17 protein-coding genes and 1 riboswitch are annotated in these 15393 nt (G+C 37.4%); of the genes, 11 read left to right on the forward strand and 6 right to left on the reverse strand.

All coding sequences use genetic code 11. The annotated features are described in order from the left end of the window. Position 1: 1 nt before the first annotated feature. Positions 2-346: a hypothetical protein gene (locus tag QF044_RS09270; protein WP_307266082.1), complete on the forward strand. Its 345-nt coding sequence runs from the start codon at positions 2-4 to the stop codon at positions 344-346. A 27-nt stretch (positions 347-373) separates the two neighbouring features. Next, positions 374-1276 (forward strand): TIGR01777 family oxidoreductase, encoded by a 903-nt coding sequence (locus tag QF044_RS09275; protein WP_307266085.1) that lies wholly within the window; start codon positions 374-376, stop codon positions 1274-1276. A 71-nt stretch (positions 1277-1347) separates the two neighbouring features. On the opposite strand, the gene QF044_RS09280 is transcribed toward QF044_RS09275, so the two are convergent. Then, positions 1348-1767: a MarR family winged helix-turn-helix transcriptional regulator gene (locus QF044_RS09280; protein WP_307266088.1), complete on the reverse strand. Its 420-nt coding sequence runs from the start codon at positions 1765-1767 to the stop codon at positions 1348-1350. A gap of 47 nt (positions 1768-1814) precedes the next feature. On the opposite strand from QF044_RS09280, the gene QF044_RS09285 reads away from it, so the two are divergent. From QF044_RS09285 to QF044_RS09300, 4 genes are all read left to right on the forward strand, one after another. Beyond that, the gene (locus QF044_RS09285) at positions 1815-4070 is read left to right on the forward strand and encodes an excinuclease ABC subunit UvrA (RefSeq protein ID WP_307266091.1); all 2256 of its coding nucleotides are present in this window, start codon (positions 1815-1817) and stop codon (positions 4068-4070) included. A 163-nt stretch (positions 4071-4233) separates the two neighbouring features. Continuing rightward, entirely contained in the window at positions 4234-4815 is a 582-nt protein-coding gene (gene nudK, locus QF044_RS09290; protein WP_307266093.1) for a GDP-mannose pyrophosphatase NudK, read from the forward strand. Positions 4816-4864: 49 nt separating this feature from the next. Beyond that, positions 4865-5320, forward strand: coding sequence for a DUF2750 domain-containing protein (locus QF044_RS09295; protein ID WP_307266096.1), 456 nt, complete (start codon positions 4865-4867; stop codon positions 5318-5320). Between the two features lie 81 nt (positions 5321-5401). Beyond that, on the forward strand, positions 5402-6166 hold the full coding sequence (locus QF044_RS09300; RefSeq protein ID WP_307266099.1) for a hypothetical protein: 765 nt from the start codon (positions 5402-5404) through the stop codon (positions 6164-6166). Between the two features lie 136 nt (positions 6167-6302). Here the strand turns inward: QF044_RS09300 and QF044_RS09305 are convergent, their stop codons facing one another. Further along, positions 6303-6749: an Lrp/AsnC family transcriptional regulator gene (locus QF044_RS09305; protein ID WP_307266101.1), complete on the reverse strand. Its 447-nt coding sequence runs from the start codon at positions 6747-6749 to the stop codon at positions 6303-6305. A gap of 105 nt (positions 6750-6854) precedes the next feature. Between QF044_RS09305 and QF044_RS09310 the strand changes: the two genes are divergently transcribed. Next, positions 6855-6977, forward strand: a complete 123-nt coding sequence (locus tag QF044_RS09310) for a hypothetical protein (protein WP_307266103.1) — start codon at positions 6855-6857, stop codon at positions 6975-6977. Positions 6978-7374: 397 nt separating this feature from the next. Here QF044_RS09310 and QF044_RS09315 read toward each other — a convergent pair whose 3' ends face one another. Next, positions 7375-7836 carry an Lrp/AsnC family transcriptional regulator gene (locus QF044_RS09315; RefSeq protein ID WP_307266106.1) on the reverse strand — a complete coding sequence of 154 codons (462 nt, stop codon included), beginning with the start codon at positions 7834-7836 and terminating at the stop codon, positions 7375-7377. Between the two features lie 154 nt (positions 7837-7990). Continuing rightward, a riboswitch (cobalamin riboswitch) is annotated at positions 7991-8174 on the forward strand. A gap of 223 nt (positions 8175-8397) precedes the next feature. Here QF044_RS09315 and metE point away from each other — a divergent pair. Continuing rightward, on the forward strand, positions 8398-10722 hold the full coding sequence (metE, locus tag QF044_RS09320) for a 5-methyltetrahydropteroyltriglutamate--homocysteine S-methyltransferase (RefSeq protein ID WP_307266109.1): 2325 nt from the start codon (positions 8398-8400) through the stop codon (positions 10720-10722). Positions 10723-10774: 52 nt separating this feature from the next. Here the strand turns inward: metE and QF044_RS09325 are convergent, their stop codons facing one another. Together QF044_RS09325 and QF044_RS09330 are read right to left on the reverse strand one after the other, a co-directional pair. After that, positions 10775-11776 (reverse strand): NADP-dependent oxidoreductase, encoded by a 1002-nt coding sequence (locus QF044_RS09325; RefSeq protein WP_307266111.1) that lies wholly within the window; start codon positions 11774-11776, stop codon positions 10775-10777. 81 nt (positions 11777-11857) lie between these two features. Beyond that, positions 11858-12562: an SDR family oxidoreductase gene (locus tag QF044_RS09330; protein WP_307266115.1), complete on the reverse strand. Its 705-nt coding sequence runs from the start codon at positions 12560-12562 to the stop codon at positions 11858-11860. 199 nt (positions 12563-12761) lie between these two features. Between QF044_RS09330 and QF044_RS09335 the strand changes: the two genes are divergently transcribed. Then, a complete protein-coding gene (locus QF044_RS09335; protein WP_307266117.1) occupies positions 12762-13178 on the forward strand; it encodes a helix-turn-helix domain-containing protein in 417 nt (138 codons plus the stop codon). A 162-nt stretch (positions 13179-13340) separates the two neighbouring features. Further along, positions 13341-13787, forward strand: a complete 447-nt coding sequence (locus QF044_RS09340) for a KTSC domain-containing protein (protein ID WP_307266119.1) — start codon at positions 13341-13343, stop codon at positions 13785-13787. Between the two features lie 155 nt (positions 13788-13942). Here the strand turns inward: QF044_RS09340 and QF044_RS09345 are convergent, their stop codons facing one another. Continuing rightward, a complete protein-coding gene (locus QF044_RS09345) occupies positions 13943-14890 on the reverse strand; it encodes an NADP-dependent oxidoreductase (RefSeq protein WP_307266122.1) in 948 nt (315 codons plus the stop codon). 130 nt (positions 14891-15020) lie between these two features. Here QF044_RS09345 and QF044_RS09350 point away from each other — a divergent pair, with 130 nt between their 5' ends. Beyond that, positions 15021-15368, forward strand: coding sequence for a helix-turn-helix domain-containing protein (locus QF044_RS09350; RefSeq protein ID WP_307266124.1), 348 nt, complete (start codon positions 15021-15023; stop codon positions 15366-15368). Positions 15369-15393 lie beyond the last annotated feature (25 nt).

A 15393-nucleotide genomic window follows, 5' to 3' on the forward strand; every position in this document is an offset into this window, starting at 1 on the left:
CATGGAATGTCTTGAATGTGGCGAGAAAATTATCGGCAGATCGGATAAAAAGTTCTGCAATGACGCCTGCCGGAATGCCTACAACAATAAGCAGAATAAAGATTCTACGAATCTGATGCGGAATGTGAACAATAAGCTCCGTAAAAATTACCGTATTCTTCTTGAACTGAATACAGACGGGAAAGCAAAAGTTCAGCGATCAAAGCTGGACGGCCTGGGTTTTGATTTTGATTATTTTACCAATCTGAAGGTTTACAGAAATGGCTCAGAGTACAGATTTATTTATGACTACGGCTATAAACTTCTGGAAGATGATTTTGTCCTGATTGTAAAGAACCAGGCATAATCCCACAACATTACAAAAAATAATATTATGAAAGAAACCGTTCTGATAACTGGTGCCGGCGGTATGATCGCTAGGGAGCTGTCTAAGAAATTAGAGAAGGAATATACCGTAAGATTTCTTACCCGAAAGAAAAAGCGTGATCATGATTTTGAATGGGACATCAAAAAGGGAACAATGGATGAATCTGCTCTCGATAATGTTTCCCACATCATTCATCTGGCAGGAACCAACATTTCTGAAAAACGCTGGACTAAAGAAAGAAAGCAGGAACTGATCTCCAGCCGTGTAGATTCTGCAGCGCTACTTTTAGATACTGTAAGGAAGAAAAAAATTAAGCTTAAATCTTTTATATCGGCTTCAGGGATCAATTATTATGGTACCGTAACTACAGATAAAATTTACAGGGAAAATGATCCGCCCGGGAATGATTTCCTGAGTGAGGTGGTCGTTTTATGGGAAAGATCGGCAGATGATTTTAAAGAACAAAATCTTGCCGAAAGAGTGGTCAAAGTAAGAACAGCCGTGGTTCTTTCCAAAGAAGATGGGGCACTCAAAAAGATGATTCCCACCATACAATATGGCATAGGCTCACCATTAGGAAGCGGAAAGCAGTATATGCCATGGATCCATATTGAAGATATATGCTCTATTTATGAGACCGCTTTGAAAAATCCAGATATGGATGGTCCCTATAATGCAGTTTCTCCTCAACATACTACCAATGAAGATTTAACAAAAAAGATTGCTGAAGTATTGAAAAAAACTCTATTTATGCCCAATGTACCCGCTTTTGTTTTAAAGCTAATTTTTGGAGAGTTGGCAGATGCGCTGTTGGAAGGTTCAAGAGCTTCTGCACAAAAAATTCAGGATACCGGGTTTAAGTTTAAATTCCCTGACCTTAAAGAGGCTTTGGAAAATCTTTTGAAATAGAGAAATAAACAAAATAGAAAAAGAGCATCAAAATAGATCTGCTTGCCTTCATCATTGTTATGAATAATTACTTACATTTTAATATTGTCCATAACTTTATCGAGTAAATTTGTTAGTGTTCTTAATTCTTCTTTGGTTAAAATATCAGCAGCCTGATCTGCCACTTTTTTTCTGAAGTCTTCAGAATTATTGATCAAATATTCACCTTTTTCCGTCGCTGAAAGATTAAATATTCTTCTGTCCGTACCGTTTTGCTTTTGCTCAATGAGATCACTACTCATCAGAAACCTGATCTGTTTTGAAACTGCTGCCTGGCTTACATTAAATGCTGTAGCAATCTGTTTTCCGGTCACTTCCTGCTTACGGTAAATATATTCGATGATATTATAATGGGTGGCAGTAACGCCACTTATATTCCCTTTGTTCATATTGGCCAATATAAAACACTGAAGATCTGTAAATATATTAAAAAATTGATCTTTTGTTTTCATAAATTACTTAACTTAGTTAACTATTAACAAAGTTAATGAAAATTATAATGAAAGACATTATCATTACCCACGCCAGGCAGAATAATCTGAAAAATATTTCACTGCGGATCCCAAAAAATAAAATAACGGTATTCACAGGAGTTTCCGGATCCGGGAAGTCTTCATTGGTATTTGAAACCATTGGTGCCGAGGCGCAGCGACAGATCAATGAAACACAAAATAGTTTTATAAGAAACCGTTTGCAGCATTTTGGTGTTCCGAATGTTGATAAAATAGAAAACCTGAATGTTCCTTTTATCATCAATCAAAAGAGATTGGGAGGAAATGCCCGGTCAACAGTAGGAACTGCCACAGATATTTATGCCTCCCTGCGGCTGCTTTTTTCCAGAATTGGACAACCGTTTGTGGGTTATTCCAATGTATTTTCGTTCAACAATCCGCAGGGTATGTGCCCGGAGTGTGAAGGCTTGGGCTATGTACAGGCCGTCAATATTGAAACTCTTTTTGACAAAAACAAATCACTGAATGAAGGAGCCATCCGGTTTCCAACATTTCAGCCGGGCGGATGGAGACTGACCCGGTATACCCATTCAGGTTATTTTGATAATGATAAGAAACTCCGGGATTATACGGAAAAGGAATGGGAAATATTACTGAATGCTGAAGAACACAGCCCGAAAAACCCATCTAAAGAATGGGGCAAAACCGTTCAATATAAAGGAGTGATCCCCCGGATTGAAAATTCATTTCTGAAAAAAGATTCCAAAGAGAACGTCAGCCGGAAAGACAGTTTAAATCGGGTTATCATTACCAAAGAATGTCCCGTATGTAAAGGTAAACGTCTTAATTCAAAAGTTCTGTCCTGTAAGATCGAAGGTAAAAATATTGCAGACTGTACCTCATTGTCCATTGACGATTTACTCATCTTTATACAGAATTTACCTTCTGAAACCTATGCTTCCATTATCAGTGAGCTGGAAAAAAAACTGCAGAACCTCATCGACATTGGCTTGCAGTATCTGACACTGGACCGACAAACGGATACCCTCTCGGGAGGAGAATCTCAACGGATAAAAATGGTAAAACAGCTCGGGAACAGCCTGGTAGATCTACTCTATATTTTTGATGAACCGAGCATTGGCCTTCATCCCAAAGATATTGACCGTATCGTGAATATCATCAAAAAAATAAGGGATAAAGGAAATACCGTTCTGATTGTAGAACATGATCCGGATCTTATAAAAATAGCCGATCTTATTGTAGATATGGGACCCGGCTCAGGGAAAAACGGTGGTAAAATCATGTATCAGGGAAGTTTTGCTCATCTAAAGAATGCTAAAGGAAAAACAGCACACTATTTCAGTAAAGCACGCACTTATAACAAAGCCCCACGATTATCGAAAGGCTTTCTCAAACTAAAAAACGGAAATCTTCATAATCTAAAAAATGTCAGTGTGAACATTCCCACAGGAATTATGAATGTGATAACCGGCGTAGCAGGATCAGGAAAAAGCACTCTGATCAATAAAGTATTACCTGCGTTCTATCCGGAAATTACTGTTGTAGATCAATCTGTTTTTACTGCCAGCAGCCGTTCCAATCTTTTAACGTATCTTAATCTGTCCAATACGGTCCGAAAGCTGTTTTCCCAGACCAATAACGTTTCGGAAAAACTGTTTAGCCGCAACGGAGAAGGCGCATGTCCCAATTGTAAAGGATTAGGTATTGAAAAAATAGACCTTGCTTTTATGGACGATATCGAGCAGCCTTGTGAGGTCTGCCATGGATCAGGATACAAACCTGAAGTCTTACAATATGTGTATCACGAAAAAAACATTGCAGATATCATGAATATGACGGTCCTGGAAGCCCTGCCGTTTTTTTCTGAATCAGGATTTCAAAAAGAACTTGGCCTCCTTATTAAGCTGGGGCTTGATTATTTAACCCTCGGACAGAGGCTGGATAGTTTTTCAGGTGGCGAAAGACAGCGCTTAAAACTTACCAAAGAACTTCATCATACCGATAAAATTATTGTTTTGGATGAGCCCAGCACTGGACTTCATCCCATTGACAATGAAAAACTGCTTTCTTTCTTTGACGAATTGGTGAATGCAGGAAATACCCTGATCGTTATTGAACATAATCTGGATATTATAGCTCAGGCAGACTGGATCATAGACATTGGTCCCGGAGCCGGAAAACTTGGGGGTACTATCGTATTTGAAGGAACTGTAGAAAGCCTGCTATCAGCAAAACATTCCGACACTGCTGCCTATCTGAAGAAACATTTGAAGGGCCACTAAAAACGTGACAATTTCGGTTTGGTTGTAGGATAAAATTTATCTTCTGTATTCTATATTTTAAAGAAAATTTAAAGGTCTGTTGGAAAAGAAATATTAATTTAGCCGTTATTCATCAGCCTCATCCGAGGGTTGAGTATTTAATATAATATTGAAGATATTCCCCATGCAGAATCCCAACATTACAATTCTTAACACAGAAATTCTTTCTGACAACTGGTATACTTTAAACAAAGTCACTTACAGTATTACAAAAAAGGACGGAAATTCAGAAACCCAGAGCAGAGAAGCCTACGACAGAGGAAATGGAGCCACCATTTTACTTTACAATAAAAATTTGAACACCGTTATTCTAACAAGACAATTCCGGTTACCTACTTTTATTAATGGCAATTCCACCGGAATGCTTATAGAAGCTTGTGCCGGCTTGCTGGATGATGATAACCCTGAAGAATGCGTAAAAAGAGAAACAGAGGAGGAAACCGGATATAAAATAACAAAGGTGGAAAAAGTCTTTGAAGCCTATATGTCACCCGGCTCCGTAACGGAAATACTGCATTTTTTTATAGCCGAATATGCTCCTGAAATGAAGATTGCAGACGGTGGCGGACTTGAAGAAGAAGGTGAAAACATTGAAGTTCTGGAACTTTCTTTTGAGAATGCTCTTGCGATGATTGATACAGGCGAAATTAAAGATGCCAAAACCATTATGCTTTTACAGCATCTAAAAGTTAAGAATATTTTATAAAACCCATTTACTTTTAAGATAAATCCATACAACATTTATAAAAACAACTATGATTCAGGATCATTTAACGATTAAAAACCGACATTCAGACTTTGTGAAAAAAGTGTGTGAATCTGAAATTATTTACGCCCTGAAAGGTGATAAAGGATATGCTGTCTCCTACTCCAATGAAATGGAAGATGAAGACGGTGATCCTGTGCAGATGGTATGCTTCTGGTCTGATGAAGTGAGAGCCCAATCATGTATTGGAGGTGAATGGAGTGATTATCACACCGATACCCTTGCATTAAATGATTTTCTTGAAAACTGGTGTCTCGGAATGAATAGTGACGGTATTATCGCAGGAATAAATTTTGACAATAACCTGTTTGGTTTTGAAGCCGAACCTCTGGAACTTATCTTAGAAATTATAGAAGAGCTTAAAAGAACAGACAAAAACATAACGCTTCATTCCTTTGAAAATATTCATGACCTTGAAACCCAGATCAAAGATGTTTTAAGCTAATTTTTTTAACTGAATTATTTTTCGATTCTTATTTAAACACAAAATATTATTTTTACAAAAAGCTTTCAAAAAGCAGACGCTATGAAAAAAACACTATTAACCATTGCTTTGATACTGTCTGCAACGGTTTGGGGACAAAAAACAACTCAGAAGACCAATAACCTGGTATTATACTCTTACCAGACTTTCAACTGTGACAATAAAGGATATTTCGATCCGGGAAAATATAAGAAAGAGGAAATAGACGGTGTTTATAAGCTTTTATACCAATTCAATACCGGGCTATTTGACAATCATACTGTTTTCAAGCTTTCCGATCTCGATGATGTCCGTAAAAATAAAGATATTTATCTGCAGCAACTGGAAAAACAGTATCAGGAAAAGAAAAAAGAGCTGTATGACCTTAAAGTTATTAATCTTCCGGAATGGAAAAAGCTCCATCAGGAAACTATTGAGACTTTTGAAAATGAATATCAGCTGAAAAAAGAAGATCTTATCGCCTATTCTGATCCTTCGACATTAAAAAAAAGTAAGTTTTACAGTACCTGCAAACCTTATATTGATGCCGTTTCATCTCCTGACAAACAGAAAATGTACGCCGTTTGGAAAAGTTTCGCTGAAGAGAGAAGTAAAGACAATGCAGATCCTAAATCTGTAATAGATAGATTCAAGGCGCAATTCAATGATCCGAGGAAAGATGATTATGCACTGATTCAACTGATTGGGTTCGGCTATTACAACTGTGCGAATGGCAGCTTCAGACCAGAGCCAGATGAGGAAGGAACACTGTATGAAAAATTTGACAAGGTCTTTACCAAGCTGAAGCAGGATTGTGATGAACCGTGATTTTTCATTAAAGATCGAATTTTTTTTAAAATTTATAATGGCAGTATCTCGTTTAGGTACTGCTTTTTATTTTAACATATTCATTCTTTATTCTTTATTCTTTATTCTTTATTCTTTATTCTTTATTCTTTATTCTTTATTCTTTATTAAAGAAATGATTGGTCTTTATTTCAGATAGCTGAACTGAGGTAGAAGGAATTCCATACTTAATCAGTCTGTCTATGATGTTTTCAAGATGGGCACTGTCTTTCAATACACATTCTGCAATGAGGCAGTATTCTCCTGTGATTCTTTTGCAACTGATGATTTCAGGAAACAGTCTGATATGATCTGTAAATATCCTGAATTCATCGTTTTTGAATTTCAGATGAATAATCACTTTGAGACCGTACCCCAACTGGTTATAATCAATATCTGCCGTAAATCTTTTGATGACGCCTGTATCTGTAAGGTTCTGAACCCTTTCTTTTGTAGCCGATTGAGAAAGGGAAATCATTCTCCCGAGCTCAGCATAACTAAGCCGTGCATTTTCAGTTAGCAATTGCAAAATTTTATGATCAATTTTATCTAAAACTATTTTCATTGTATTATTCAATTAAATCAGCTGAATTCATTAAAATTACAAAATTAAGCCATTAAATTCGCTTTAAAATAAAAATAATTAACAGGAAATTTGTCATAAAAAAATATGACTACAATTGAATTTGCAGACCACGGAAGTACACCATTTGAAAAGCTGATCGGGCATAATATTCATATCCTGAAAAAATGGAACAGTCTTGAAAAATTTTTTTCGAGAATACAGGTTTAGACTCTAATTTACTGGAACAGGTCCGCAGGACACTTGCATTTGGAAACGGCTGTGAATACTGCATGGTAAAAGGCGGAAAAGCGGAAATCAGCACTTCTGATCTAAAAATATCCGTGGCTGTGGGCTTCGCAGAACTTTTTTGTAAAGATCACCGTTCCATACTTAAAGCACATTTCGATATGTTGAGGGATTTTTTTTCTGAAAAGGAAATTTAAGAGCTGTGCACGTTTATAAGTTTTATCACTGCCTCTCAGAAATTAGGAAAGATCTTTAATCTGACAGAAGAATATCAAAAAGATGCAGTGGTAGGTATGGACCAATTGGCTTTATTAAAAGACCGGAATTAATGAGTTAACATTACAACAACAGTATCCGATTGGTTACTGTTGTTTATTTTCTAGATACTCACTCCATGAATATTTTTCACTTCCGCCATCACAAAAGTGCTGTGTGTGCTTCCTATGGAATCTACTGAGCCCAGCTTATTAAATACAAAATCCTGGTAATGCTTCATATCCCGGACCTGAACTTTGAGCAGAAAATCAAAATCACCTGAGATATTATAGCATTCAGCAACCTCATCGATCTGTAGAATATCTTCCACAAACTGATTTCCCACAGCACGGTCATGGATCTTAAGCTTGATCTGGCAAAAGACAGTAAAACCACGGTTCAGTTTTTCAGCGTCCAGAACAGCTGCATAATGTTTGATATACCCATCCTGCTCCAGCCTTTTCATCCGTTCAAAAACAGGTGATGCTGAAAGGTTAATTTCTTTAGCAAGCTCCTTAACAGTCAGTTTAGCATTTTTTTGCAGGATTCTCAGCAGCTGAAGATCCTTTTCATCCAGTCTTTCCACAGAATAATATTCTTTTTTAAATTGTATTTTTCAAAGATACAGAACAATTAACTTTAAATAATCTAATAAACAAAATAATATCCTTATTTATTTAATATAAACCAATCAATTCACTTAAATTAATATCTTTAGTCAAGATTTTGCTCTTCAACATACTTCATCAAACGGAAAAGGTTTTACTCAACGTAGATTAATAGGGAATCGTGTGAAAATCACGAGCTGTCGCGCAACTGTAAGTAACCACCTAAGGTTTTTGTCCGTTATATCCACTGCGAAAGCGGGAAGGATGACAAAAACTGTTACAAGCCAGGAGACCTGCCTGTTCCGGATTGACAATGCTTTCGCGGTCTGAAGCTTTGGGTCATACAGATGATACTTTTGAACGTAATGGGTCGTTTAATTTTAAACTGATTAAACAATTATTCTGATCCATCTCATAATTAATGGGATAAGTACGTCCATACCGTATCTGCTCTATTCCTCAGCATTTCTTTCTCCGACAGCATTATGAAGCGTTCAAAAGAGCTTTACCATTATTGTTTAATTTAAAATTTAAAAGAAATGCAAACGCACATCCTTGGCTATCCGCGCATTGGTAGCAAAAGAGAACTCAAAAAAGCCTGCGAGCAGTATTGGTCGGGCAAAACATCATTAACTGAATTACTGAAAGTTGGTAACACCATCAGCCAGCAAAACTGGAAACTGCAGCAGGAAGCGGGGATTGATCTTATTCCCTGCAACGATTTTTCGTTTTATGATCAGGTATTGGATATGATCCTGACATTGGGAGCCATCCCTGAACGTTATCTGGAAATTGCCTCTCAAAAAGCTGAACTTGATCTTTATTTTGCCATGGCCAGAGGCTATCAGAAAGACGGGCTGGACATTACAGCAATGGAAATGACGAAATGGTTTGATACAAATTACCATTACATTGTCCCTGAATTCCAGAAGAACCAGCAGTTCAGCTTATTTTCCCAAAAGATCATCAATGAATTCATTAGTGCAAAACAAGCCGGAGTGAATGCAAAACCGGTAATTATTGGTCCCCTTACCTATCTTTTACTTGGAAAAGAAAAAGAGGAAGGATTTGATAAACTGGACCTGATCGGGAATCTGCTTCCGGTATATATTGAAATTTTAAAAGATCTCCAAAGCCATGGTGCAGAATGGATACAGTTTGACGAGCCATTTTTAGGATTAGATCTCAGCAAAAAGGCAAAAGAAACTTATCAATCCGTTTATAAGGAACTCAGAAGAGAATTTCCAGATCTTAAATTTATTATTGCCACTTATTTTGAAGGTTTAAAAGACAATCTCTCGCTGGCTACTTCCCTTCCAGCCGATGTTTTGCATATTGATCTGGTAAGATGTCCGGAACAGCTGGATGAAATTTTGAATATTATTCCCCAAACACTGAGTCTTTCTCTAGGAATCGTAGACGGAAGAAACATCTGGAAAAATGATTTTGAAAAATCATTGAACTTCATTGAGAAAGCAGTCAATGCTATCGGTTCTGAAAGGGTTTTCATTGCCCCTTCATGTTCCCTGCTTCACTCCCCTTTTGATCTGGATTCAGAGAAGAATGAAGAGATCCTTTCTCCTGATATCAAGCAATGGATGGCGTTTGCCAAACAAAAGGTCTACGAAATTGTTTCTTTAAAAAAGCTGGCCTCTGGAAATGCAAATTATCCGGCTTTACAACAATTCGCTGAAAATAAAAAAGCGGTTGATACCCGGAAAACTTCACCGTTGATCCACAACCAACAGGTAAAAGACCGGGTAGATTTGACAACTGATGATGATGCACAAAGGAATAGCCCCTTCAGCAGAAGAAAAGAAGATCAGCAGAAAGTTCTGCAGCTCCCACTATTCCCGACTACAACCATCGGTTCTTTTCCACAGACTCAGGAAGTGAGAGCCTGGAGATCAAAATTCAAGAAAGGGGAACTTACCGCTGAACAGTATGATGATCTGCTTAAAAAAGAAACGGAAAGAACAATCCGTTGGCAGGAAAAGATAGGGATTGATGTATTGGTTCACGGTGAATTTGAACGTAATGATATGGTGGAATATTTTGGTGAGCAGCTTGACGGATTTGCCTTCACTCAAAACGGTTGGGTACAAAGCTACGGAAGCCGCTGTGTGAAGCCTCCAGTGATCTATGGAGACGTTCACCGTCCGCATCCGATGACGGTTTACTGGTCTCAATATGCACAGTCTTTAACGGATCAATGGGTGAAAGGAATGCTTACTGGCCCGGTAACTATTTTGCAATGGTCATTTGTACGTGACGATCAGCCCCGTTCTGTAACCTGCAAACAGATTGCATTGGCCATCCGTGATGAAGTGAACGACCTGGAAAAGGCAGGAATCAGAATTATCCAGATTGATGAACCGGCCATCAGGGAAGGTCTTCCGCTCAGGAAAGCCGAATGGCAGGAATATCTGAAATGGGCTGTGGAGTCTTTCAGGATTTCAGCTTCCGGTGTGGAAGACACTACCCAAATCCATACCCATATGTGTTATTCCGAATTCAATGATATTATCCAGAACATTGCCGATATGGATGCAGATGTGATCACCATAGAGTGTTCCCGAAGCCAAATGGAACTGCTTCAGGCTTTTGCAGATTTCAAATATCCGAATGAGATCGGTCCGGGAGTCTATGATATTCATTCTCCAAGGGTTCCTTCCAAAGAAGAAATGCTTGATCTCCTGAAGAAAGCACAGGCGGTAATTCCTGCACAGCAGCTTTGGGTAAATCCTGATTGCGGATTGAAAACCAGGCATTGGGATGAAACGGAGAAAGCCCTGATTGCCATGGTGGAAGCAGCAAAAGAAGCCGCTGAGGCCTTTGATAACGAAAGAAACTTAGTCAGTTAATATTATTCCGGCAGGAGTTTTTCAGCTCCTGCTTTTTATTCTTCTTAAAAAACTATTTCATCTTTATGACTACTTTTCCTTTTGCATGACCACTTTCTACATAACTTAATGCATCATTCGTATGTTCGAAGGAGAAAACTTTGTCGATGACAGGCTTTATTTTTTCAGCTTCTATCAACCGTGTAATTTCTGCCAGCTGCTTTCCATTGGCTCTCATAAAGAGAAAATAATAATCTATATTCTTTTTCTGAGCCCTTCTTCTAACCTTACTGCTCAACAATTTTGTAACGAGTTTTACGTACCAAGGCAAATCCAATTCGTTAGCAAATAAAGGAGTAGGCGGGCCGGAAATTGAAATGACTTTTCCTTTTGATTTTAAGATCCCCAATGATTTTTCAAGGGTTTTATTATCCTGGCTGTTCAGCACTACATCATAATTTATCAGAACATCTTCAAAGTTCTGTGTTTTATAATCGATCAATACATCGGCACCAAGGCTTTTCAAAAGATCGAAATTTTTTTGGCTTGCAGTGGTTGCTACCGTTGCGCCTAAATATTTTGCCAGCTGAATGGCAAAAGTTCCCACGCCACCGGACCCTGCCTGAATAAAAACTTTCTGACCGCTCTGTACATTAGATTTCTCAACCAAAGCCTGCCAGGCCGTTAAGCCTACTAACGGAACAGAAGCTGCTTCTTCCATAGTCAGATTATTCGGCTTTAAGGCAACATCCTTTTCACTGATTGAAATAAACTCTGCAAAAGTACCGATATGAAAATCCGAAGCTCTTGCATAAATTTCATCACCTGTCTTAAAGTTTTTCACTTTTGAGCCTGTTTTTCTGATGACTCCGGCTACATCATGTCCTAAAATAAGTGGCATTTTGTAAGGCAAAATCATTTTAAATTCACCACTTTTTATTTTAGAATCTAACTGATTGACACTCGCTGCATGAATCTCCACTAAAACTTCATCTTCTTTTACAGAAGGCTCGGGCAAATTTACCAATTGGAGTTCACCGTCTTTTTTATAACGACTAATACTGAATGCTTTCATAATTTGAGTTTTATATTTAAAATAAAACTCTCCGTCAGTTAAAATCTGAGCTTTTTCGACGAAGAGTCTTTTATTTATTATTTAAGCAGGTTCTTTTGCGAAAAACTGTTTGGAATCCCCCACCGGGACATCAAACTGATTTCTTTCAAGAGCCAAAAATAATTCATCAGCTACTTCAGAAGGCGGAATTCCGTTGGCACCCCCTATTTCTGCAGAAAATTCTGTATTAACCAGTGGAGGATAGACTTCATAGATATGTACATTTCCCTGATCTTCATAAGTGTCTCGTAATGCTGTCGTGTAGCCGTGTAAAGCTGCTTTGGAAGCACTATAAGTCGGCAGCATTTTGTGACTTCTAAAGACGGCAATAGATGAAATATTGACTACAGCAGCTTCTCCTTTCCCAACCAGATGAGGCAGCAGCAGTTCTGTAAAATGAATGACACTAAGATAGTTAGTATTCATTTCAAGTGCCGCTTTTTCATGTGCATTTTCAGTTCCGTTTAAAAGATAAGCAAAAGCTGCGCCTGCATTGTTGACAATGATATTTACCTCCGGGTACGTTGTTTTCAGTTCTTCTGCGATACGCAGCCTGTCTGCCTCTACAGAAAGATCACCCTGAATGGCTACGGCATCATTCAACTGTTGCAATGCGGCCTGAAGGCGTTCTTCATTTCGTCCGTTGATGATGATCTTATTTCCTTCTGCGCTTAATTTTTTAGCGATAGCTAAACCTATTCCGGCACTTCCGCCGCTTATGAATACTGTATTTCCTGTTGTTTTCATATTTGAATATTTAAAAATTGTCCGTTATTATTATACGGTTGTTTATTTAAGAATTTGTAATGCAATATGAGTTAAAAAGAATGTTTTCTATTGTATTTTAAATTTAATGTGGTAAATTCGCTTGCGTTTTACAAGTGCAAATCTACACAATTACTTTTAAAATGCAAGTAATTATTTTTAATTATTAAAATTTATTTTTATGTCAGCTTTAAAAAAGAGATCAGACTGCCCTATCAGCTGCTCCTTAGATGTATGGGGAGACAAATGGTCATTGCTTATAGTAAGAGATCTTATGTTTTCCAAGCAGTGTACTTACGGAGATTTTCTAAAATCCGAAGAGAAGATAGCTACGAATATTCTGGCTTCACGTCTTCTGATGCTGGAAGAAAACGGCATTATTACCAAACAGAACCATCCGGACAGTAAGGCTAAAGTATTATATAAACTTACCCGAAAAGGTATTGATCTGCTTCCTGTACTCATTGAAATCAATCTCTGGGCTGAAAAATACTCTGATATTCCAGAAACTCAGAAGTTGATTTTAAAAGAAGTAAAGAAGGATAAAGAAGTCTATATAAAGAGTCAGATTGAGGAACTGAGCAAAGAAATTATTTAAAATTCCAATTATTTTATGGGCCCAACTTTTCAATTAATCAGACTTCAAATTGGAATTGTAAAATATTTTTCAACGAAATAAATTAATAATGAATAAGTTATGATTTTTTCAATTTAAAAGCTTAATTTTGCACCCCGAAATAAGGATCATAAATATCTACATATGAAAAGACTTGGTGAACATAGAAAGCTTCTAGGGGTTGATAAGACCGCTACTTTAAAAGAATTAAAAACGATTTACAGAAATACGATGAAAGATTCGCATCCTGATAAATTTATTAATGACGAAGCGGGTAAGCTGGAAGCAGAAGAAAAAAGCAAGGCAGTGATTGAAGCGTACCACTTTCTGGTAAGCATCAACGAAGAAACACAGGAAAAATATAAGGAAGAATATACTGAAACGATCACAAAATCTAATATTCAGGATTTTTATCTTGAAAAAGCAATTTTGAAAGTTCAGCACCTGAACGGAAATATGTATGAATATATTGGCGTTCCAAGAAATACCTATATTAAGATGGTCAATTCTGATTCGCCAAGCCGTTTTGCAAGAAGACACATTTATGGAAATTTCATCTACAGAAAGGCTGGTGAGGTAATGGCAGATTAGTCTATTTCATAAAAAAATAAATATAAGCTTTCGGTTCATCCGGAAGCTTTTTTATTTTCAGGAAGCATAGAGACCTATTTAATACTAAAATGCATCAGTCTTCTGATGCACTTTTTGGTTGATTTATATCTACAAAATGGAAAAAGATTTTCAGTTTATAGAGTTACCACTATTTTACCTACTACCCTTTTGGTTTCCATTTCCAGATGGGCTTTGGGCATTTCCTCAAAGGGAAAAGTCTGATGAATATGGGGAATAAGGGATTTATTTTCAAGTAAGCCTGCAATGGCCTGAATCGTTTCTTTTTTAGAGGCCACCATCATGAATTCAATATTTACATTCTGTTTTTCCGCTTTATCCTGAATGTTTTGAGGAATTTCAGGTGAAGGTAATGTGACAATGATTCCTCCGGACCGTACCACATCAATTGAGTTCAGCAGTGTTTCTCCCTGAATGTTATCGATAACAATATCAATATCTCCTGCAATATCCAGACTGTGTTTTTGGGTATAATCAATATGCTCATTCGCCCCAATCGACAGAACAAATTCCTTATTATTTGCAGAGGACGTTCCGAATACGTAAGCTCCAAAATATTTAGCGATCTGGACCGCAAAATGACCAACTCCTCCTGACGCGGCATGAATCAGAACCCTGTCATTTTTTTTGATTTTAGCAACATCCACTAAAGCCTGATAAGCTGTTACCGCTGCTAAGGTGGCCGCCGCAGCCTCTTCAAATGTATGATGTTCAGGAATCAGTGCCAGATGACTTGCAGGAGCAGCCGTATATTCTGCATAGGCTTTTCCGTTCCCGAAAAAGTTGACCATTCCAAAAACCCGGTCTCCAACTTTAAAACCGGTTACTTCTTCTCCTATTTCACTCACTTCTCCTGCCATATCCCAGCCCAAGATTACCGGCCTTATATCACCATATATCCAATTAAGCACATGATCATACGCTCTGGCGTTTACATCAACCGGATTGATACTTATTGCTTTTACCTTTACCAATACTTCATTACTTTTTATTTGAGGTTTTTGTGTATCAGTTAACTGAAGCTTATCAACGCCTCCGGTTTCATTTAAAATAATTGTTTTCATTATATTTTTACTTTAAGTTCAAAACAAAAGTAAATTAATGCTATATTACAGACAAGTATGCACTTTTTTGTACTCTACATACTAAAAGTATACTATTGCTGATTATCAAAGTTTTAATTTTAATAAAATCATGAAAAAATATTTAAATAACGAAGCTTCCTGCCCTGTAGACTATGCATTCAGAAGAATTGGCGGAAAATATAAAGGACGAATATTGTGGTATCTGCATGTAAAAACGATTATGCGGTATGGCGAATTACGGAAAACGCTTACCGATATTACCCCTAAAATGCTTACCCAGACTTTGCGTGAGCTGGAAGATGACAGTCTTGTCAACAGAAAAGTATATCATGAAGTGCCTCCGAAAGTAGAATATTCATTAACCGAAGCCGGACAACAGCTCATCCCTTTCATAGACTATTTACGGATTTGGGGAAATGAACAAATAGAGAAGCAAAAAGTAAAACAGACTGTATAATATTCTAAATTAAAAAGCGCATCAG

This window comes from Chryseobacterium sp. W4I1 (assembly GCF_030816115.1).
Taxonomy (GTDB): domain Bacteria; phylum Bacteroidota; class Bacteroidia; order Flavobacteriales; family Weeksellaceae; genus Chryseobacterium.